We start from the raw sequence: 21,316 nt of genomic DNA, 5'->3' as shown, positions 1-21,316 counted from the left end.
CGGGAGCCCTCGGCCATTTCGCGCGCGCATTCTTCGCTGACCGCGCCGTGTCTTTCAAGGGTTTCACTTGAGACGCCGAGGATATGTTCCTTCGCGCTGTTTATATATGTAACGGCGGAGCCCCAGAAGATATCGGAGGCCCCCGGTACGCCGGTCAGCGCGGCGGCGATCATCCCGCCAGTGCATGATTCGGCCAGGGAGAGCGAAAGGCCGCGTTCGCGAAAGTTTTTGATAACTGCGGCGGCCAGCACGTCAAGTTTACCAGTCATTTTCCTATCACCCCCAGAATCATTGTCAGCCCTCCCGCAAACAGGAGCCAGTGTATAAAGTGCAGGAGCAGGTTGACCATTACGCCTCCCGCGATATCGTCGGCCATGATGCCGACGCCTCCGGGAAGCCGTTCAAATTCTTTGACGGGGAAGGGTTTGGTTATATCGACAATACGGAAGAGGAACAGCGCCACCACCGCGTATGTGAGGTCAAACCCCCAGGATGAGATCCAGACGCCGACGACTTCGTCGATAACTACCTCGCCGGGGTCCTCGCGGTCAGCGGCCTTTTCATATTTGTCGGCGGCGTAACAGCCGACAGCCGCCACCGCCGCGATGGTCCAGAGAGGAATGCCGCCGAACAGCAGCCACAGCACTGTGCCGGCGATAGCGCCCAGGGTGCCGGGCATCTTTGAATAGCGTCCGACGGTGCCGACTGTAGCGATCATTCCATACCAGGTCTTCATTTCCGGAGTCAGTATCATATCTCTTCTCCCGTCATATCGTGCGGCATCGCCTCTGTCACGCGCACAGTCACGATGTCGCCCTCTTTCAGATCTTCTCTTATACTGCGTATCTCTATTATTCCGTCCACCTCGGGAGCCTCACGGAAGGAACGTCCCTCGGCATAGCCCTCTTTTCTGTCTATCTTTTCCACAAGTACCTTTAATTCTTTCCCAACGAATTGCCGCTGACGCTCGAATGATATCTCCTCCTGGAGACGCATGAGCTCGCCGAGACGTTTATTCTTTGTCCGCTCGGAGACCTGCCCCGCCATTTCCGCCGCCGCGGTATCTTCTTCGGGAAAGAAGGTGAAGGCCCCCATCCTGTCAAAGCGCACCTCCGCGACAAAGTCCATCAGGTTGTCAAAGTGCCGCTTCTTTTCTCCGGGAAAGCCGACCATGCAGGTGGTACGCAGCGCAAAGTCAGGATTTATCGCGCGCGCCGTGCTGAATATAGCGCGCAGGGACTCAGGCGCGATGCCGCGGTTCATCGCCGCCAGTATTTCCGGGTCTCCGTGCTGTACGGGGATGTCAAGGTAAGGGATGAGCTGTCTCCCCGCGGCGACACGCTCAAGGAGAGCGCTGTCGACGCGCGAGGGGTGAAGGTAGAGCAGCCTGATCCAAAGATCGGGCGGCAGCGAGCTTTCAAGAGCGTCAAGCAGCTCTATGAGACGAGGCCGGCCGCTCACATCAGTGCCGTAGACTGTAAGGTCCTGACCAACGACGCAGAGTTCGCGCGCGCCCTCTTCCGCAAGCTGGCAGGCCTCTTTCACAATGACCTCCAGCGGCAGGCTGCGCAGCGGACCGCGAATGCCGGGGATGGCGCAGTACGTGCAGCGGTTGCCGCAGCCCTCGCTTATTTTGAGGTAGCGGGTATATTTTGACGACGAGGGAAGCGTTCCCCTGTGTCGTTCGTCGTCTCCGGGCGTCTTGAGCTGGTCGAGGACAAATTTCCAATCCTCAGTCCGCGCCCAGAAATCCACCAGCGGCACCTCCGAGGGAAGGTCTCCCTCATAGCGGTTCACAAGGCAGCCGACGACGCCGATCTTCTTTAATTTTTTATCTCTTTTAAGCTCTTCGAGGTCAAGTATCGCCGCTACGCTCTCTTCCACCGCGGGACGTATAAAGCCGCAGGTATTGACCAGCGCGCATTCGGCCTCTTCCACAGAGGAGACGAGCTCATGGCCCGCGGCCGTGAGCGCGCCGGCGAGGCATTCGCTGTCCACCCGGTTTTTAGCGCAGCCAAGCGTTAAGCAGTATATTTTCATTTATATAAAGTGTTTATGTCGTCGCAGACAGGCTGGTTCAGCATGTAGAGGCTGAGGCCGCTATCGGTGAGTCCGGCCGATATCCCGAGGGAGAGGCGTATGCGCGCCTTGAACGGGTTCAGCTTGCCGCCAGACATTACCCCCATTTCAGTAAGTTTTTCAAAAGAACCCTCAAAGTCGTTCGTCTTATGCACATGGCACTGGAAGCAGCGTGAGGTGATCGCCACTGGGATACGCCGCCGCAATATATTGCGGATAGGCGGAACCCATGACGGAGGCACGTTGCCCGCTCCGAAACCGGCAAGTACGAGACCGCCAAGCTCCCTGTTGGAGGCGAGAAGCGAGAGCAGGCTCTCTCCGCCGCCAAGCGAAGCCCACATTATCTCTACGTATGGGAGATCCTTCGGCCTGCGGGCGAGAAACGGCGGACGCTTAGGCTCGCTGAAAAATTTGATCTCACCGTTGAGCATCTTGCCCACCGAGCCCTTTTCCAGCGACTGGAAGGCGCTGTCCGGCGAACCGGGATCGACAAGGGTCACGTCGTCCGCCCCGAAGAGTTCACCGCTGGAACAGAGCAGCACCCCTTTGTCCCTCGCCTCCGGTGAAAGCGCGGCGAGCACCGAGCAGTGCAGGTTCACCAGCCCCTCTTTGAGTCCGGCCCGGCCCTGCACCATAAGATTGGCGAAGATCACCGGTTCCGGGTGTTGCCAGAGCAGGTTTACCAGATAGGCCATCTCTTCCATGACGCCGCTGCCGCAGACGGTGATTATCCCGGTGTAGCCCTCGGCGATAAGCGATTCGAACATCTCCTCCATCGCAAGGGTCATCGGCATAGAATAGTGGGTACTTGGCTGACAGCTCCACTCTTTGATCTCACAGCAGCGCGCCAGCTCCTCAGGCAGATATCCCAACAGGATACCAGGATCGGCGTTTTCCTCATCCGCGGAAAAATTACCAGCTATGACAAGCGCGAGTCTCGGTAACGGAAGCAATATGACTCCTCCATCCTTTACGATCATAAAAAACACTTCTCTTCCATGTTGCATTTTAACGCAAAGAGGCAAAGGTTTCAAATTGCTATGGACTTTTATCATCTTTCCGTATATCTTCTTACATGATAAAAAATACGAGAGGAGTTTTGCATTGGAGGCGCTATCTTCTTTTTTAAGTTACGGTATCCAGCTTTTTGGGGATTTAATACAATGGCTGGTGGAGGTCATCGGCCATCTTGGTTATCCTGGGATCGTCGGCCTCATGTTCCTCGAATCTTCCTTTTTCCCCTTCCCCAGCGAGGTCGTGGTGCCTCCGGCGGGTTACCTTGCATGGAAGGGCGAGATGAATATATTTCTCGTGATACTCAGCGGGATCGCAGGCAGTATCCTCGGCGGCCTCTTCAACTATTGGATCGCCGTGCGCTGGGGACGTCCGATCTTTGAAAAATATGGAAAATACTTTTTCATCACCCATGAATCGCTTGACAAGGCGGAGATTTTCTTCGCCCGCCATGGACATATAAGCACCTTCACGGGACGGCTGCTGCCTGTGATACGCCAGTATATCTCGCTCCCCGCCGGGCTTGCGAGGATGCCGCTCACGCAGTTTGCCCTTTATACCGCGCTCGGCTCTGGGATCTGGGTAGTGATCCTCGCCCTCGTCGGTTATTTCCTCGGCAGCAATCAGGCGCTCATTCACCAGGAGATAAAGAAGATAAGTCTCGCCCTGATCGCCGCCTGCGCCGTACTAGTTGTGATTTATATAATTATTTATCGTAAAAAACACCATAAATAGAAACAGTTTTCCCCTTTTCAACTTATAAATAATCCCCTTCTCGTTCAGACGGGAGGGGATTATTGTTTTTACTTCGTTTCACAAATATTTCACATTATCACAATATATCGACTTTCCACTTTAAGGGTTGTCTTTTAAGAGGGCAGGGCGTATAGTCCCATCCGTTTTATAGAAAGTGAAGAAACGGTTTTTATTAAAATTATTATTTCCGTTGCTCCACGATCTCTTATACTTATAGGAGGAAGATATATGACTTTACAGGCCTGGGCGGCATTGCTAATTTTTCTCGGGACGATAGTTCTCGCGGCAACCGGTAAGATGAAGACGGCGACCGCCTCTCTGCTGGGAGCTTCCGTTATGGTAATAAGCGGCATTCTTTCATCTGAGGAGGCGGTAGCGGCAATCGACCATAACACCGTCGGACTTCTCGTCGGTATGATGATTGTTGTCGGCATTCTTTCCAAGAGCGGTCTTTTCCAGTATCTCGCCGTCAAAGCGATAAAGATAACCGGCGGCAGACCACTGCGAATATTTTGGATTATCTCACTGCTCACGGCGGTACTCTCCGCCTTCCTCGACAACGTGACGACGGTGCTGCTGGTCACGCCAGTCGTGCTTTCTCTCTGCGAACTGATCGCGATGAACCCGCTGCCGCTGCTTATGATGGAACTATTCGCCTCCAACATCGGCGGAACGGCGACGCTCATCGGAGATCCGCCAAACATGATCATCGCCTCCGTAGCAAAGTTCTCATTCAATGAATTCCTCGTCGTCCTAGCGCCGGTCGCCGTCGTCGCTCTCTGTGCCGTGACGGCCTATGTCAGTATTTATTATAAAAAAGAGCTGAAATCAGACCCTGAGGCCGCGATGCGTCTGCGCGAGGTAGACGAGTCAAGGCTTATCGTCAACAGGCCGCTGATGATAAAGTCCGTGGCGATCATCGTTCTGGTGCTGGTCGGATTCTCCATGCACCGCCTTCTGCACCTTGAGGCATCCGTCGTCGCGCTTACCGCCGCGGGAATATTGCTTGCGGTATCTCTGCTTGACGAGGGAGCGATAATCCATAATGAGATTGAGTGGCCGACGATAATATATTTTATCTCCCTCTTTATTATGGCCGGCGGATTAAAGGCCACCGGCGTCCTTGAGGCGGTCTCGAAACTGCTCACGGCAGTTCTCGCTGGCAATCCGCTGCTGATGCTGCTCGGCATCCTCTGGATATCGGGAATCACCTGTGCTTTTATCAACAACATCGCCTTCACGGCAATATTCGTGCATATCATCAAATCAATGGCGCTGGCCGCCGCGATCCCCCCGGAGCCGCTATATTGGGCGCTCGCCCTCGGGGCCTGTCTCGGCGGCAACGGCACATATTTCGGCGCGGCGGCAAACGCAGTCGTAGCCGATTTCGCGGCAAAAGAGGGAATTGAGATACCGTTCGCCGCCTTTTCAAAGATCGGGCTGCGGGTCGTCTTTGTTTCGCTGCTTTTATCCTCAATAGCATTGCTGTGGATAGGCCGGGGACTCTGGATGTGAGATGCTGTAGTATAATTTATTTAAGGTGAAGACTGGGCAGGGGGAATGTTGCTTGAAAATTGGCGAACTGATGAACAAAGATAAGGTCGTGCTCCGCGAAGGCGACACAATAGAACGGGCGATCGAACTGATACTCCGCCATTGCCGCACTGGGGTGCCCGTACTCTCCGAAGATAACAGGGTCTGTGGATTCGTGAGCGAAGAGGATATAATAAAAAAGTGCCTGCCGGGATATATAACGACGCTGAAAAACGCCGCCTTCCTGCCGGATTATGGACAGTTCGCAAAGCGTTTCGCCGCCATCCGCTATAAAAAGGTGACGGAAATAATGCAAAAAAACGTCGTCTGCTTCAACAAGGACGACAGCGACTTTGCCGTCGCCGCAGAGATGATCCGCCGCCATTTCAAAATCTGTCCGGTCATTGATGAAAACGGCATCTTCGTAGGCTGTGTCAGCCGCGCCTACCTGATACGCTCGATGATCCTGGAGAAGAACCGTGAGGAAAAGGCCGTACTAAAGTATGAATAATGAAAGCCGGATGGATATCTTCCATATCCGTCCGGCTTTCTCTGATTTTTATCTGCTATGCCTATAAGTCAGGCAGTCCGCTCTGCGTTTAGCCGTTAGCGGATAATATTACGTCTCTTTGCACAATTTTTTCGGCTGCCATACTTTTATTTTATCCGAATGATGGTATTATTTTAAATGTAACGAAAGCGTAACCTTACGTTACCGTTACATTTGCCCATACTGGGGCGATCAATATCACTGGGAGTGGTTTTATGTACAATAATCGTAAGGCGGTTTCTCTCCTCATGGCCATGGCTCTTCTTATGGCCGTCTGCACAGGCGCGATGGCGGCGACGCTCAACGCCTATACGGTCATGCCCGAAAAATATGCATCTAAAGTATTCGAGCAGTTCACAAAGGATACCGGCATCAAGGTCAACTTCATCCGCTTCTCCTCAGGAGAGGCCCTCGCCCGCCTCGTGGCGGAGAGGAACAATCCGCAGGTCGACATCCTCCTCGGCGGCCCCGCCGACATTTACACGGCGGGACAGAAGGACAACGTCTTCGCCGTCTATGTTCCGAAGGATCAGAAGCTGACACCAGCGGAATACAGAGACCCCGGCAACCACTGGACCGGCATCGGCCTCATCCCCCTCTGCTTCCTCACCAATACGGACTTCCTCAAAAAGAACAGCCTCAAAGCCCCCGAGTCATGGCAGGATCTGCTGAATCCCGCCTATAAGAACGGTCTGCAGATGGCCGACGCCCGCACCTCGGGTACGGCGACGGAGCGTATCTACAGCCTCATCGGCGTCTACGGCGTCGACGGAGCTTTCGACTATCAGAAGAAGCTGCATAAGAATGTCCAGCTCTACACTAAGAGCGGCGCGGGCGGCGCGATGCCGATCGCCCAGGGACAGGCTTCAAGCGGCATATTCTATCTCGTTGACGCGCTCGACATCCAGCAGCAGGGATATCCCGTCATCATCACCTATCCGAAAGAGGGAGTCACCTTCGGTATCGAGGCTACGGGCATGATCGCCGGCGCTAAGAACCAGGAAGAGGCGAAGAAGTTTATCGACTGGGCGACGAGCCCCAAGCTCGGACAGTTCTTCGTCGATCAGAAGATCAACTACATCCCCGTAGTCAAGGGCGTGAAGATCACCAGCCCCGCGCTCGATATGTCAAAGGTAAAGCTCCTTAAGGTGGGAGCCGAGCATAAGGGAGATAAGCGCAAGGCTTACGTCGAGCGCTGGATCAACGAAGTAATCCGTTAGCTTCCAGATTTAGGGCTGTGCGGGCGCAGGCTTCCGCGCAGCCCATTTTTATAGCAAAGGAGTTCAAAAACATGACTTCTTCCTCCTCTATGAGACGCGATCCCGCGCTGATACCGGTGGTAGTCACCCTCTGGCTCGCGCTGGGCCTTTTTATCGTCTATCCGTTTATTAAATTATTGATGACGACCTTCATCGTCGATGGGCGGCTCTCGCTCGACAATCTCATGCTTGTCTTTTCAAACAGCTATGACAGGCTCGCCCTCATAAACAGCATCTGGCTGGCGGTCACGGTCGCCGCGATGGGCACCTTCCTTGGCTTTGTCTTCGCCCTCGCGGTGACGAGGATACACCTCCCGGCGCCCCTGCGCTGGTTCATCGCCGCCGTTACAATCCTGCCGCTGATTTCGCCGCCCTTCACGAGCAGCATCGCGCTGACACTCTCGCTGGGGCCCAACGGCATCATCCTGAAATTTTTCGGTATTCCCGATTTCAACATATACGGCTTCTGGGGCACCTGGATATCGGAATCGCTGACCTACTTCCCCGTCGCCTTTCTCACGATAACTTCCGTGCTCGCCTGTATCGATCCCAACCTTGAGGACGCCGGGCTGTCGCTTGGCGGCTCGCCGTTCCGCGTCTTCCGCACGGTAACGCTGCCGCTGACGATGCCGGCCATCGCCAACTCTATCCTGCTGCTCTTCGCCTGCTCGCTCGCCGATTTCGCGACGCCTCTCGTGCTCGCGGGACACCAGTTCCCCGTGCTGCCGACGCAGGCATATTTACAGATAACGGGGATGTACGACCTCAAGGGCGGCGCGGCCCTCTCCTTCGCGCTGCTGGTTCCCGCGCTGCTCGTATTCGTCCTCCAGCGCTTCTGGGTGAGCCGCAAAAGCTATGTGACGGTGGGCGGCAAATCTGGCGCGCAGACGACGGTCAAAGGCATCGGCATGGCGGGAACGGCGGTTGTAATGGCGATCTGCGCCGCAGTTATCGCCTTCATCCTCTTCCTGTACGCGCTGATCGTAATGGGGGCCTTCACAAAGGCATGGGGACTCGACAACAGCTTTACCTGGGAGAGCTTCGCATACGTTTTCGACCACGGGCGCAAAGCGATGATCGATACGCTTATCATTGCCTGTATCTCGACGCCGATCGGCGGTCTGCTTGCCGTCACGATCGCCTACGTCACGCAGCGCAAGTCATTCCCCGCCAACGGGCTGATGGAGTTCGTCTCACTGCTGAACTTCGCGCTTCCGGGGACGGTCGTCGGCATCGCATACATCATCGCCTTCAACAGCAGCCCCATCGTACTGACCGGCACGATGTCGATCATCGTCGCCGCCTATGTCTTCCGCTACGACTCGGCGGGAATACGCTCCGTCATCGCCTCGCTGCACCAGATAGACCCGTCGCTGGAGGAGGCCTCTTTGAGCCTCGGAGCCTCATCGATCGGCACCTTCAAAAACGTCACGCTGCCGCTTGTAATCCCGGCGCTGCTTGCGGGCATGAAGTATCTCTTCATCCACTCGATGACGGCGATCAGCGCGACGATATTCCTGGTATCGGTGAGCTGGTCGCTGCTGACGGCGAGAATACTGGAGTGCATGACCGAGCTGCAGTTCGGCAACGCCTGCGCCTTTTCGGTCGTGCTCATCCTGCTGGTCTTTATATTCAACGGAATGCTGACGCTCCTTGTGCGGGCCGCCGGCTATAATTACAGGGGGCAGGGAGGAAATCTGTAATGGCTGTAGATCTGCATCTTAAAGATATAACTAAAACATTCATCAAAGACGGCGTAAAGTTCGACGCGGTCAAACGCGTTGATTTAGAGGTAAAGGGCGGCGAACTCGTCACCTTCCTCGGACCCTCCGGCTGCGGCAAGACGACCACGCTGCGCATGGTGGCTGGCTTCGAGACACCCTCTTCTGGCCGTATACTCATCGACGGCGAGGACGTTACCGATGTAATGGTCAACAAACGCGAGATCGGCTTCGTCTTCCAGAACTACGCGCTCTTCCCCCATATGACGATCGGCGACAATGTGGGATACGGGCTCAGGATGCGCTCAGAGAACTCCGCTGATATCGCGCGTAAGGTCGGTGAGGCGCTGGAGATGGTCGGCCTCAAAGGCGCTGAACGGCGTTATCCAAACCAGCTCTCGGGCGGCGAACAGCAGCGCGTGGCGCTAGCGCGCGTCCTCGTCATGCGCCCCAAGGTGCTGCTGATGGACGAACCGCTCTCAAACCTCGACGCGAAGCTGCGCCTCCACATGCGGACGGAGATCCGCAATATACAGAAGCAGCTCGACATCACCTGCCTCTACGTAACGCACGACCAGAAGGAGGCGCTGACGATGGCCGACCGCATTATGGTCATGAACCGCGGCAAGGTCGAGCAGATCGGCTCACCCTTCGATATCTACACACACCCGCGCACGCTCTTCGTCGCGGACTTCATCGGCCAGGCAAACGCGATCGCCGGAACTCTCTCGGCGAGAGAGGGGGCTGAGCGCGGTGTGATGAAGATCGGCGAACGCTCATTGACCGTCAAGCTCATCTCCGACGCGGCCTACGCGGCGGGAGACGAGATCTCCCTGATTCTGCGCCCCGAGGCCGTCACCCTCAGGGAGGGAATGGAGGGACTGCTCGCCGGAACGGTGGCAAGCGCCGTCTTCAGCGGCGACCGTATGGAATACATGATAACTCTGGAAAATGGTGCGCAGGTCTCCGTGATGGAAAACTATTTTCCCGGCGCCGCAAGATACGATAACGGAACGGCGGTCAGCCTCAGCTTTAACTCCGAGCTTACCGTCGCTCTGCCCTGCGCCGCCGGCTAAAGTACATAGAGCTGAAGTTTAAAATAGGCCGCCGGAAATGATACTGGCGGCCTATCTTCTTAAGCTCCACAATTAAGCGACAAATTAACTCCCATTAAAGCTCGTCTTTACAGGCCTCACGTGTTAAAATTCGTCGGCTTGACTGTCTTTAAATAGTCATCCGCCTCTTTTCTCGACTTGAAGACGACAATCTCCTTGTTTTTTTGAATTTTCATCAACAGCTCATATATTACCGGCAGCTGGTCCTTTGAAAAATCAATGATCCATCGCTTAAACTCTTCATCGAATTCTGTTTCTATCCACGGCAAATCTTCCCGCTTCTTTCCAATGCGAGATTCCGCGCCCAAAAGGCAAACCTCCAGAGGGTAATCCATTAGAAATACCGTATCGCACTCTCTCAAACGTATTTCAAGGGTACGCAGGTAGTTCCCGTCAATGATCCATTTATCCCTTTTGACTATTTCATCCAGCCGCGCATCAAACTCTTCTCTGGTGATGTTGGTTTGATCCGGCTTATGCCACAGCAGATCCAGATAATATAATGGAAGTCCGGTCGCCTTCCTCAGCCTTCGCGCGAATGTACTCTTTCCCGCGCCGGGACTTCCGATGACAATTATTTTTAACATAATTTCCCCTCGGCAGCTTTTGATTTTTTGCGTTCGTCTTATCCAGCCAAAGCCGAAAGATTTAAATATTATTTTTGTTATGATATCAACCGATAAAAAGCCAAGCCTCCCATATCGTATCACAAATTAGTCTCTTTGTTCATAGGCACTCTTATATGTTTCGGCGTGAGAGGTCGCCCTCCTCTCTTACGACAAGGAGCAAAATTATATTATGCGAAATATTTATGTTTTGTCTCACGATTTTTTGCATACGACGCTATAATACGGTGACGGCAATGTATTTTATCTGCCTTAAACAGATGGAACAATATGGAGGTCTGATCTATGAGAGAAAATCTTCGCACAAACTTCCTCGGCATCGAAATGCCCAATCCCTTTATGTTAGCCTCTGCGCCCCCCGCGCGCGACCGGGAGATGATCGACCGCGCCTTTCAGGCGGGCTGGGGCGGCGCGGTGATCAAAACGCTGACCCAGTACACCGGCGCCGAGGGAGACGAGATCAGGGACGTATCTCCGCGTATCTTCCCTATCCGCGGCATGGGCGGAGAGTTCAAAAACGCAGTATTCGGATATATGAACATTGAATTGACCTCGCAGAAGACAAACGAAGAATCCTGCGAAGATATCTCTTTTTTGAAAAAACGCTGGCCTGACCGCGCCGTCATCGCGAGCATCCTTTACGGGCACGCGCCGATAAAGGAAAAATGGCAGCGCGCGGCGGCCGACTGCGAGCTTGCGGGAGCGGACGCCATCGAACTCAACTTCTCCTGCCCTCACGGATGCAGCGAGATCGGCAGCGGCGTAAGCATCGGCGGCAACCCGGCGAAGATCAAAGAGATACTCGGCTGGGTAAAAGAGGCGACAAAGCTGCCGCTCATCACGAAGCTCACGGTGCTTTCGGACATCGTCTACGCCGCGGCGCTCTCGGAGGAGCACGGGGCGGATGCGGTCTGCGCTATAAACACCGTCAGCTCGATGCCGGGGATAGATCTTGAGAACTTCCGCCCGCGCCTAAACGTAGGCGGCGTAGGCACCGCTGGCGGGCTCTCGGGACACATGATAAAACCGATCGCGCTGCGCTCTGTGCTGGAGATCGCGCGCGCCGTGAAGATACCGATATCAGGCAGCGGCGGGATCTACGACTGGCATGACGCCGCCGAGTTCATCCTCGCGGGAGCCTCGACGCTGCAGATTTGTTCTGCTGTCATGGAGCACGGCTACGGCATCATCGGCGGTCTGTGCAGCGGCCTCTCAGCCTACATGGAACGCATGGGGTTTGAAGATATCGAGGCCTTCCGCGGCAAAGCGCTCGGCAGCATCGTTCACCACGCAGACATTGACCGCGGCCGCCTCTTCAAGCCAAGTCTCGACCTTATAAAATGCAGCTGCTGCGGCAGATGCGCCGTCAGCTGCCGCGACGCAGGCTATCAGGCAATCTCGCTCTCGCGCGGCGGCATCTCCATTGATTTGGATAAATGTACGGGCTGCGGCCTCTGCTACGGACTATGCCCCAGCGAGGCGCTGACCCCAGTCGGAGTTCACGTTTAAACGGTACGGCCATGATCAAAGATCAAGTGAGCGTCGGCGGTAAAGGCCGCGCTCACTTGTTATTGACAGCGTTCTGCAGTTTTCTTACGTTATTATATAGCCTGCCGCGACCGTCGCCGACAGTCTAGTCCTCAAAGCGTCCGTCCGTCAGCTTCGCCGCCTGTTGTTCTGATTTTTATCTTCAATACACCTCACTTGAACGAGGCCCGGCAAACCAGCCTCGTTCAAGGCCATGCCCCTCTTAGTCTTTATTTTTACCCATTGAATTGTAGCGTATGTAGAGCGCGTCAAGCGTCTTCGACCAGGGAGAGTAGGCGTCGCCCTCGCGGAGCAGCCGCAGGCCAAGTTCGTTGACGCCGCCCGGGGTCGAGTTGTCGACCAGGAAGGCTTCTATATCCTCCCCGCAGTCGGTACGCATGAAAGATGAGAGCGCTTCGTTCATGTAACCGGCATAGTCAAGCGCCGTGCGGAAGGAAAGCCCCTTTGCCATCCCCCACTTTACATATTCGGCGATCAGCGCGTAATAGGGAACCATCATCCCGGTGACAGGACCCAGCACCTCAAGCTCACTCTCCGTCTGCACCTCAACGATAGAGCCAAGCATCGCCAGCAGCTCACGGCTGACCGGGTCTTTGCCGTAAAAGAGCACCGGCCCCATCCTCCTCGCGGCAAAGGGCAGCGGGATCGCGCGCACCGCGCTCATCGCGGGGGAGTAGAGCGCAAGAGAATCCGCCAGCTTCACGCCTCCGGTGATATGGACGACACGATGTTCGGGTTTGAAATTTACTGCCGCCGCCACAGCTTTGTGCTGCTGCGGAAGCACCGCGATAAATACGACATCCGAGGCGTCGGCTACCTCCTGATTGGAGCAGGATATCGTTATCCGCTCCGGAAACTGCGCCTTAAGCGCCTCCGCCTTCCCGCGGTTTTTATGTACCGAAAGGACGATCTTCCCCGTAAATTCCGGCGCGGAGCAAAGTCCGCGCAAGATAAAAGAGGTTATGCCGCCGGTACCGATAAATCCAAGTGTCAAAGCTGCCGTCATGAAGTCCACCATCCGTTGTTTAAAATTGGTAACTAATTGTAGCACCCGCGGCGGACAAAACAAAGGACCTCCCATAAGGGGGGTCCTCTGCCGACATTTTATACAGGATATATAGCTGTTTTACCCGTTATTTCGCGAAAGCCTTTTTGATGCCCTCTACGGCCTTGTCGATCTGCTCGTAGGTGATGACGATCGGCGGCGCGAAGCGGATCGTGCGCTCGTGGGTCTCCTTCGCCAGTACGCCGTTGGCGATGAGCTTCTTCACATAGGCGGCCGCGGGTACGGAGAACTCAACACCGATAAGAAGGCCGGAGCCGCGGACGTCGATGATCTCGGGGTTGTCTATCTCGCGGAGCTTCTGCATGAAGTAGTTGCCCTTCTCTTCCGCCTGCTTTGAATAATCGTCTCTTACGAGTATCTCCATCGCCTTTATCGAAACCGCGCAGGCGAGTGGGTTGCCGCCGAAGGTCGAGCCGTGAGTCCCGGGGGTGAATACGCCAAGGACGTCCTTGTTGGCCGCGACCGCCGATATCGGCATTACGCCGCCGCCAAGAGCTTTACCGAGGATGAAAATGTCGGGCTCGACATCTTCAAAGTTGCAGGCAAACATTCTTCCGGTGCGCGCAAAACCAGTCTGGACCTCGTCGGCGATAAAGAGGATATTGTGCTTCGTGCAGATATCGCGCACCTCTTTGAGGTATCCTTTGGGAGGCGTGATGATCCCAGCCTCTCCCTGTATCGGCTCCGCCATGAAGGCTACGGTGTTAGGCGTGATCGCCTCTTCCAGAGCTTTGGCGTCGCCGTATTTGATTATCTTGAAGCCGTCGCAGTAGGGGCCGTAGTTAATGCGAGCGTCAGGGTCGGTGGAAAAGCTGACAATGGCGATCGTGCGCCCGTGGAAGTTGTTCTCACAGACGATAATCTCCTGTTTGCCGTTTTCGACGCCCTTGACCTCGGCACCCCAGCGGCGGGCGGTCTTAAGAGCCGTCTCGACGGCCTCCGCGCCGGTATTCATAGGGAGAATCATCTCTTTGCCCGTCAGTTCGCAGAGTTTCTCATAGAAGTCGCAGAGAACGGCGTTGTGGAAGGCGCGGGATGTGAGCGTCACCTTGTCGAGCTGGTCTTTTGCGGCGGCCACGATCTCGGGGTGACGGTGTCCGAAGTTAAGGGCCGAATAGGCCGAGAGCATGTCAAAATACTCGCGTCCCTCGGGGTCGCGTACGATTACGCCCTCTCCCTCAACAATGACGACATCTTTGGGGTGATAGTTGTGTGCGCCGAGTTTGTTTGTCTTGTCGATAATCTGCTGTGTGCTGAGCATTTCTTTTCCTCCTCATGATTATTGAACCACTAGGGTTTATTTGTTTATTTTTAATCTTGATGAGGTAAGTTTAACATCTTTTCTGAACTTTGAAAAGAGGGAAACTTCTATTTTTATACAGATATATCAGCGTTATCAACTATTATTTTTAAATTAACCAGTAATAATCGAAACTAAAATTATAAACTTTGACCCAATCTATAGTTCATATTTTATTGCGTTTACGAATAGCGCGCCAACGGCGCTTTCAGGTACGTATCCGGCAGATATGCAGAGTGCCGTCTTTAGTACGAAAATCAGCGATGCTTTCTATCTCATAAAAATTGTTGTTGTAGGCAAGATACCACACGGGATTAAAAAAAGAAAAGAACTTTCGCACCATCAGCGAGCGCCCCTTCTTTTTAAGGGCCTCCTCTCCAAGCTCATTTACTGAAAGCACGTCGCCGTTGCCGTTGATGACAACGAGGGGCTGCTTTGAAGCTGCTGCAAGTTTTTTTACTGATTCAAGGATATCTGAATGATTGTTTGTTTTTATTTTCAACGTATTTATCATGATTCGATATTCCCCCATTACTACTATTTTTTTTCCAGTAATTTTGCTAATCCATTTTTTCAAACACAATACTTAATTTACAAATACAGCTATTATATTATCATACATATCTCTTTTTTATCAAGTACAGCTAATTTATAATTTTTCAAAAACGTTATGGTAAACTATGTATACGACGAAAGAAGGGGCGATATGAGCGACACCCAGGGACTGTATAGGCTAATTTACAGATTTTACCGCGCACAGATCGAAAGCGGTCAATATCAAAAGGGAGAACCGCTGCCTGCGGCGCTGGAGATAGCGGAGACATTCAATGTTTCATTTAGTACGGCAAGAAAAGCTTTGCAGTCCTTGAAAAATGACGGTTACATAGAGCTCTCGCCCGGCAGGACGGCGACCGTCAGCTGGGACGGGCGATGCGGTGCGAACAGAAGCGAACTATACGACCGCATCAGCGGCGTCATCGATATGTATGACGGGATGAGTTATTTTCTCCCCCCCATTCTGACGAGCGGCGCACGCTACGTTGATTCCGAGGGGTTCGAAAAGCTGGACCTGATCATCGCGGAGATTGAAAATAACAATTCTGGGGCAATCTTTGATTTTACCGTCTTTTTCATAAAACAGCTCGGCAATCCGGTGCTGCTGCATCTTTTTTGTGAGCTCGATAATTTTGTCTTCGCCGCGTTTTCAGGAGGCGACCGGCACTTTCATTTGATGAACCGCGAACATCCGTGGACGGAACACCTGCCGTTAAAGCTCTTTTACGACATCGCCGAGGCGGTAGGCGCGGCGGACCGGGGAAGGTGCGGCGAGCTGTTCCAGAAACTTGCCGCGTTATACGGGGAAGATATGAACGCATATCTCAAATCCGCCGGACTGGAAAACGCGACCGGCAAGATACCGTTTCGCTGGCAGGTCTATGTGGAGCAGGAGCAGTATCTCTATTCAGCCGCCGTCGATCTGCTTTACAGGATCAATACGGGAAAGTTCCCCGGCCGCTGGCTGCCGCCGGTCCCAGACCTCGCGGCATCTCTTGGCGTATCCGAGATAACGGTTCGCCGGACGATCAAGCTTTTGAACGGCATCGGCGTTACGGAGACGATCAACAGAAAGGGCACGAGGATATATGGGGTCGAAAGGGCGCGCCACACCGTGAAGATTGACGTCGGCATGTTTAAAAGCCGATTTATCTTCGGCCTCCGGCTCCTGCATATTCTGGCGCTCACAATAGAAAATGTCTCTTACGAGGCCTTTTGTTTCTTCTCGGAGGAGGATATAAACGGTATCTCAGAGGCTATTGAGGATGACGCCAAGCGAGGTAAAGAGTTTCTGACTTTGGGCGTGACGATCAACGTTATATGTAAAACTTCAAAGAATACCGTGATAAAGGAAATTTATTCTCAGATCGCCGGACGGCTGGTATGGCTTTATCCATTAAGACTGATAGAGTTTAAGGATCTTGATATTTATGATTTTCCGCGGAGCTCCGCGAGTATGCAGAAGAGCCTGCGCGAGGGGCGGCGGCGGGATTTTTCGCGCCATCTCTCGGAGGTCATGACCGCGACCTTCTTCGCGGCTCAGACGGCGCTGCTTCAGCTGGGAATAACAGAGGCAGCCGAACTGCGGCTGCCCCAAATGGCTAATGATATAGAACGACTTTAAAAGATTTTATTTTTGCCCCGCGAGAAATTCCACATACTGGCGCGCGCTCCGGCCAGAGAAGCCTCCGTGTTTCAGCTCCCAGCGTATCGCGCCCAGTTCCAGCTCTTCGTCGCTTATCTCCACGCCGTATTCCCCGGCAAGGCTGCGAACGATGTGCAGGTATTCCTTCTGTTCCGGTGAAAAATAGCGTATAAGCAGACCAAAGCGGTCGACAAGGGACATCTTTTCCTGCATCGTCTCCGACTCATGCATATCGTCGTCTTTGTCAAGGCGGTCGCCCCAGGTCTCCTTCATCAGGTGGCGGCGGTTTGAGGTGGCGTAGATAAGCACATTGTCCGGACGCTTTTCGATACCGCCTTCGATAAAGGCTTTGAGGAACTTGTATTCGACCTCAAACTGTTCGAAGGAGAGGTCGTCCATAAAGAGGATGAACTTATAGTTACGCAGTTTTATCTCTTCAAGGATCGTCTCAAGGTCGTTTATCTGGTGCTTGTAGACCTCGATCATACGCAGGCCGCGCGGCGCGTACTCGTTGAGCAGCGCCTTTATCGTCGAGGATTTTCCGGTTCCGCCCTCTCCATAGAGCAGTACATTGTTAGCCGGGCGACCGTCGAGAAAGGCCGTGGTGTTGTCAACGACAGCCTTTTTCTGCTCTTCGTAACCGATGAGGTCGGAGAGCGAGATATCCTCCAGCGGTATCGCGGGAACGATCTCGCGCGCGTGCGCATCCCAACGAAATCCGCTGTAAAGGCCAAATTTGCCGACGCCGTGCTCGCGGTAGAAGGACACGGCCGCCTCATAGAGTCCGGCTGGCGAGTCAGCCGCCGCCATCGCCGCGGCAAGTTCGCCGATGACGGCTCCCGCGGTGCGCCCAAAGGAGACAGGCCCGGCCGTCATAGGCACAAAATCGTCAAGCAGGCCGGCCGCGCCAAGGCGAAGCTCTTCCTCAATCGATCTCAGGTCATAGTGCAGGCAGTCAAAGAGAGTCTCGAAATCACGCATTGCAAATTCACGCATCGTGCCGCAGAGCGGGCCGCGGCGTTCATGCGCGAGCGAGAAGGGATTTTCGTTTTCCGCGACGAGCATCGCCAGCCACGTCTGCCAGAGGTTACCGGCGATGCCGGCCCTCTCCGCCGCGGCGGCCATCTTCGCGGCACAGTCGCAGTACCACGAGGCGCTCTCCGCAAGAGAGGATTCGTCTATCTGCCCCGCGCTCTTTATGAGCCCCGAGATACAGGCAAATACCTCGTCGCGCTCAAAGTCGCGGTAGGGGATCAGCTCCCTTATCATCTTTAATCCTCGTCTGAATCGCTTATTCCGGCCTGCATACGGGCCTTCTTGCGCTGGTCCGCGTCAAGGATGGTCTTGCGGATACGCACGGAGAGCGGCGTCACCTCGACAAGTTCGTCGTCGCTGATCCACTCCAGCGCGGAATCTACCGTAATGGTGCGCGGCACGTCGAGCACCGTCATCATATCTTTTGTCGCGGAGCGGTGGTTCGTCTGCTGCTTGCGCTTGCTGGGATTGCAGGGGATGTCCTTGCCGCGCGAGCTCTCGCCAACCACCTGTCCGTTGTATATCGCGTCTCCCGGCTTAATGAAGAGCGTCCCGCGTTCCTGAAGGTTATCCAGGGCGTAGCTCGTCGCGGTCCCGCTGTCCATGCTGACGAGCGAACCACGCGAACGCGCGTTTATCTCTCCGACCCATTCGCCGTAACCGACAAAACGCGAAGCGAGGATGCCGAGGCCACGCGTATCGGTTAGAAATTCTCCTCGGTAGCCGATGAGGCCGCGCGTCGGTATTCTAAATTCAAGGCGGAGCACTCCCGTGCCGCCGTTTTCCATATTTTTAAGTTCGCCCTTACGCTGCGCGAGCTTCTGGATGACAACGCCCTGATACTCCTCGGGAACGTCGATGATAACCTCCTCCATCGGTTCGAGGGTGCGCCCCTTTTCGTCATGCTGCACGATTACCTCGGGACGCGAAACGCAGACCTCCGATCCCTCGCGGCGGATCTCTTCTATGAGTATCCCTAGATGCAGCTCGCCGCGGCCGGAGACCTTAACGCCGTCAGGACGGCCAAGGTCCTCCATGCGCAGCGCCGGATCCGTCTTGGTCTCGCGCTCAATACGCGCCTTGAGCTGACGGAGCGTGATGGCGTTGCCGTCCTGTCCCGCGAAGGGGCTGGTATTTACGATAAAGAACATGGATACGGTCGGCTCCTCAATATCGAGCGGAGGAATGACCTGATCGCCGATCTCCGGAGCGCTCATCGTATCGCCGAGATCGATGTTAGCCGGTCCCGTGAACCAGACGATGTCGCCGGCGCCTACCGCCTCTACCTCGGCGCGGTCAAGGCCGTTCGTGACATAAAGGTGCGTGCAGGTCGAGGTATCGGTGGAGACGACCTCCCAGTTGGTCTGGTCGTAATCCGTCCAGCGCGTGTGGGTGCGCAGTATGCGGTCACCCTTGCGCAGGGTCCCCTGCAGTATCCTGCCGCAGCCGATACGTCCGAGGTATTCGCTCCACGAAAGGGTGCAGACCTGCATGAGGAATGGTTTGTCCATCTCCGCCTTCGGCGCTGGTACTCTTTCAATGATCGTCTTGAAGAGGTCCTGCATACCGGCCTTGGAATTGTCCTCGTGTTTGTTCAGGTCGTCGACAAACCAGCCCTGGAGGCCGGAGCCGTAGAGCACCGCGAAATCGCACTGCTCCTCCGTGGCGCCGAGCTCTATAAAGAGGTCGAAGGTTTTGTCGAGCGCCGCGTCGGGCTCGGCGTTCGGTCGGTCAACCTTGTTGACGATCACGATCGGCTTTAGCCCCAGCTTAAGCGCGCGCATAAGGACATAACGCGTCTGCGGCATCGGCCCCTCGTTCGCGTCTACAAGCAGCAGGACGGAATCGACCATCGAAAGAACCCGTTCCACCTCTCCGGAAAAGTCGGCGTGTCCCGGGGTATCGACTATATTTATCTTGTAACCTTCCCATTCGACCGTGCAGTGCTTGGCCTTGATCGTGATGCCGCGCTCGCGCTCGAGATTTCCGGCGTCCATCACGCGCTCCTCCATCACCTGGTTCTCGCGGAAGAGGTGTGCCGCTTTGAAGATACCGTCTATGAGCGTTGTCTTGCCATGGTCGATATGAGCGATGATAGCGATATTTCTTATCTTTGAAGAGTCCTGCATTTTATAATGTTCCTCTCGGTTTAGTGTGCTTCCTGAAAACTTTACGCCATTGAATTTTTCAACCGGCGATTATTCTAGCCAACGTAAAATAATAACACTTACATGGCAAATTTGTCCAGCACAGATTCAGAACTAACGTATAAAAACCAGCGGACAATGCCCACACGGTCGTCAATAACTAATCTATTACAATAAATCAATAATAGAATCGCTCTGTCTATTTGAAATTTCCAGGCGCTTAGAGTATATTAGTAGCTATTCAATAACTACGCTCAGCTAAATGGTTTTAATAATACCGTTTCACCAGTAAACAGCGAAAACGCTTGAAGGAGTGACAGATATGAAGGGAAAGATGCTTGCTCTTGTCAAAGAAAAACCGGAGGTCGGCCTGTGGATGCGCGAGGTCGATATTCCTCAGCCCGGCCCCAACGACGTTCTGATAAAGATAAAAAAGACGTCGATATGCGGAACGGATCTCCACATCTATAACTGGGACGAGTGGTCGCAGAAGACCATTAAGACCCCGATGACCATCGGTCATGAATATGTCGGAGAGATCGTCGAACTCGGCAGCCATGTGCGCGGCTGGAAGGTCGGCGAGCGCGTCTCGGGCGAGGGACACATCGTCTGCGGCGAGTGCCGCAACTGTCTCGCCGGACGCCGCCACTACTGCCCGCATACGATCGGTGTCGGCGTGAACCGTGACGGCGCCTTCGCGCAGTACCTTTCAATACCGACGACGAATGTCTGGCGCTGCGCACCCGATATCTCCGACGATATCATCTCCTGCTTCGACCCGCTCGGAAACGCCACCCATACGGCGCTGCAGTATGATCTCATTGGAGAGGACGTTCTCATCACCGGCGCGGGACCCATCGGCATGATGGCCGCCGCTATCTGCCGCCACGTCGGCGCGCGCAACGTAGTCGTCAGCGACCTCAACGATTACCGCCTCGATCTCGCGAAAAAGCTCGGCGCTACGCGCACCGTGCGCGCCGATAAGGAGGACCTCCGCGACGTGATGCACGAGCTCGGCATGAAGGAGGGCTTCGACGTCGGGCTGGAGATGTCAGGCAGCCCGCAGGCCTTCTCCGGCATGGTCGACGTGATGCACAACAGCGGCAAGATCGCGCTGCTCGGCCTCGTGAAGCCCGGCACGGTCATCGACTGGGACAAAGTCATCTTCAACGGCCTGACGATAAAGGGCATCTACGGACGTGAGATGTACGAGACCTGGTACAAGATGACGACGATGCTGCAGAGCGGCCTTGACATCAGCGAAGTCATCACCCACCGTTTCGACGTGCGGGACTTTGAAAAGGGCTTCGCAGCGATGAACTCAGGACAGTCGGGAAAGGTCGTCCTTGACTGGCAGAACCTTTAGC

The 21,316-nt window shown here is 54.6% G+C and carries 19 protein-coding genes (1 of these 19 running past the window's edge); 9 read left to right on the top strand and 10 right to left on the bottom strand.

Features of this window, described 5'->3' with window-relative positions; translation table 11 throughout:
* The 4 genes in view from BED41_RS04695 to BED41_RS04680 are tightly spaced (each overlapping or abutting the next) and all read right to left on the bottom strand, a layout consistent with a single transcriptional unit that may run on beyond the window.
* Window positions 1-269, bottom strand: partial view of a CinA family protein gene (locus tag BED41_RS04695; RefSeq protein ID WP_066743584.1) — the 5' portion only. 244 nt of this gene lie to the left of the window's left edge; the window shows 269 of its 513 coding nt (coding positions 1-269); the start codon lies at window positions 267-269; the stop codon falls past the left edge of the window.
* Window positions 266-754 (bottom strand): phosphatidylglycerophosphatase A family protein, encoded by a 489-nt coding sequence (locus tag BED41_RS04690; RefSeq protein WP_084002255.1) that lies wholly within the window; start codon window positions 752-754, stop codon window positions 266-268. The genes BED41_RS04695 and BED41_RS04690 overlap by 4 nt, the downstream gene beginning before the upstream one ends.
* Window positions 751-2,040, bottom strand: a complete 1,290-nt coding sequence (gene rimO, locus BED41_RS04685; protein ID WP_066743580.1) for a 30S ribosomal protein S12 methylthiotransferase RimO — start codon at window positions 2,038-2,040, stop codon at window positions 751-753. Before rimO ends, BED41_RS04690 begins: the two co-directional genes overlap by 4 nt.
* Entirely contained in the window at window positions 2,037-3,032 is a 996-nt protein-coding gene (locus BED41_RS04680; protein WP_168160230.1) for an asparaginase domain-containing protein, read from the bottom strand. The genes rimO and BED41_RS04680 overlap by 4 nt, the downstream gene beginning before the upstream one ends.
* 151 nt (window positions 3,033-3,183) lie before the next feature.
* Between BED41_RS04680 and BED41_RS04675 the strand changes: the two genes are divergently transcribed.
* The 6 genes from BED41_RS04675 (at window position 3,184) to BED41_RS04650 (ending at window position 9,988) form a co-directional block, all read left to right on the top strand.
* A complete protein-coding gene (locus tag BED41_RS04675) occupies window positions 3,184-3,828 on the top strand; it encodes a DedA family protein (protein WP_066743576.1) in 645 nt (214 codons plus the stop codon).
* 249 nt (window positions 3,829-4,077) lie between these two features.
* Window positions 4,078-5,364 (top strand): ArsB/NhaD family transporter, encoded by a 1,287-nt coding sequence (locus BED41_RS04670; RefSeq protein ID WP_066743572.1) that lies wholly within the window; start codon window positions 4,078-4,080, stop codon window positions 5,362-5,364.
* A gap of 52 nt (window positions 5,365-5,416) precedes the next feature.
* Window positions 5,417-5,893, top strand: coding sequence for a CBS domain-containing protein (locus tag BED41_RS04665; RefSeq protein WP_066743570.1), 477 nt, complete (start codon window positions 5,417-5,419; stop codon window positions 5,891-5,893).
* 254 nt (window positions 5,894-6,147) lie between these two features.
* A complete protein-coding gene (locus BED41_RS04660) occupies window positions 6,148-7,152 on the top strand; it encodes an ABC transporter substrate-binding protein (RefSeq protein ID WP_174544908.1) in 1,005 nt (334 codons plus the stop codon).
* 71 nt (window positions 7,153-7,223) lie between these two features.
* On the top strand, window positions 7,224-8,894 hold the full coding sequence (locus BED41_RS04655; RefSeq protein ID WP_066743566.1) for an ABC transporter permease: 1,671 nt from the start codon (window positions 7,224-7,226) through the stop codon (window positions 8,892-8,894).
* Window positions 8,894-9,988 (top strand): ABC transporter ATP-binding protein, encoded by a 1,095-nt coding sequence (locus tag BED41_RS04650; RefSeq protein ID WP_066743565.1) that lies wholly within the window; start codon window positions 8,894-8,896, stop codon window positions 9,986-9,988. Before BED41_RS04655 ends, BED41_RS04650 begins: the two co-directional genes overlap by 1 nt.
* A gap of 116 nt (window positions 9,989-10,104) precedes the next feature.
* Here BED41_RS04650 and BED41_RS04645 read toward each other — a convergent pair whose 3' ends face one another.
* A complete protein-coding gene (locus BED41_RS04645) occupies window positions 10,105-10,614 on the bottom strand; it encodes a P-loop NTPase family protein (RefSeq protein WP_066748969.1) in 510 nt (169 codons plus the stop codon).
* Between the two features lie 324 nt (window positions 10,615-10,938).
* On the opposite strand from BED41_RS04645, the gene preA reads away from it, so the two are divergent.
* Window positions 10,939-12,162, top strand: a complete 1,224-nt coding sequence (gene preA, locus BED41_RS04640; protein WP_066743564.1) for an NAD-dependent dihydropyrimidine dehydrogenase subunit PreA — start codon at window positions 10,939-10,941, stop codon at window positions 12,160-12,162.
* Window positions 12,163-12,403: 241 nt separating this feature from the next.
* On the opposite strand, the gene BED41_RS04635 is transcribed toward preA, so the two are convergent.
* The 3 genes from BED41_RS04635 to BED41_RS04625 all read right to left on the bottom strand — a co-directional run bounded on the left by BED41_RS04635 (window position 12,404) and on the right by BED41_RS04625 (window position 15,081).
* A complete protein-coding gene (locus BED41_RS04635) occupies window positions 12,404-13,207 on the bottom strand; it encodes an NAD(P)-binding domain-containing protein (protein WP_066743562.1) in 804 nt (267 codons plus the stop codon).
* A gap of 127 nt (window positions 13,208-13,334) precedes the next feature.
* Window positions 13,335-14,528 (bottom strand): ornithine--oxo-acid transaminase, encoded by a 1,194-nt coding sequence (gene rocD, locus BED41_RS04630; RefSeq protein ID WP_066743559.1) that lies wholly within the window; start codon window positions 14,526-14,528, stop codon window positions 13,335-13,337.
* Window positions 14,529-14,775: 247 nt separating this feature from the next.
* Window positions 14,776-15,081, bottom strand: coding sequence for a hypothetical protein (locus BED41_RS04625; protein ID WP_066743557.1), 306 nt, complete (start codon window positions 15,079-15,081; stop codon window positions 14,776-14,778).
* 192 nt (window positions 15,082-15,273) lie between these two features.
* Between BED41_RS04625 and BED41_RS04620 the strand changes: the two genes are divergently transcribed.
* Window positions 15,274-16,746, top strand: a complete 1,473-nt coding sequence (locus tag BED41_RS04620; protein WP_066743556.1) for a GntR family transcriptional regulator — start codon at window positions 15,274-15,276, stop codon at window positions 16,744-16,746.
* Window positions 16,747-16,752: 6 nt separating this feature from the next.
* Here BED41_RS04620 and BED41_RS04615 read toward each other — a convergent pair whose 3' ends face one another.
* A complete protein-coding gene (locus BED41_RS04615; protein ID WP_066743554.1) occupies window positions 16,753-18,036 on the bottom strand; it encodes an ATP-binding protein in 1,284 nt (427 codons plus the stop codon).
* A 2-nt stretch (window positions 18,037-18,038) separates the two neighbouring features.
* Window positions 18,039-19,931, bottom strand: a complete 1,893-nt coding sequence (typA, locus tag BED41_RS04610; RefSeq protein WP_066743552.1) for a translational GTPase TypA — start codon at window positions 19,929-19,931, stop codon at window positions 18,039-18,041.
* A 340-nt stretch (window positions 19,932-20,271) separates the two neighbouring features.
* Here typA and tdh point away from each other — a divergent pair, with 340 nt between their 5' ends.
* A complete protein-coding gene (gene tdh, locus BED41_RS04605; RefSeq protein WP_066743550.1) occupies window positions 20,272-21,315 on the top strand; it encodes an L-threonine 3-dehydrogenase in 1,044 nt (347 codons plus the stop codon).
* Window position 21,316 lies beyond the last annotated feature (1 nt).

Origin of the sequence: Cloacibacillus porcorum (assembly GCF_001701045.1) — a bacterium.
Lineage (GTDB): Bacteria > Synergistota > Synergistia > Synergistales > Synergistaceae > Cloacibacillus > Cloacibacillus porcorum.
Note: the sequence above shows the minus strand (reverse complement) of the source record. Positions and strands in the feature narration are given on the sequence as shown.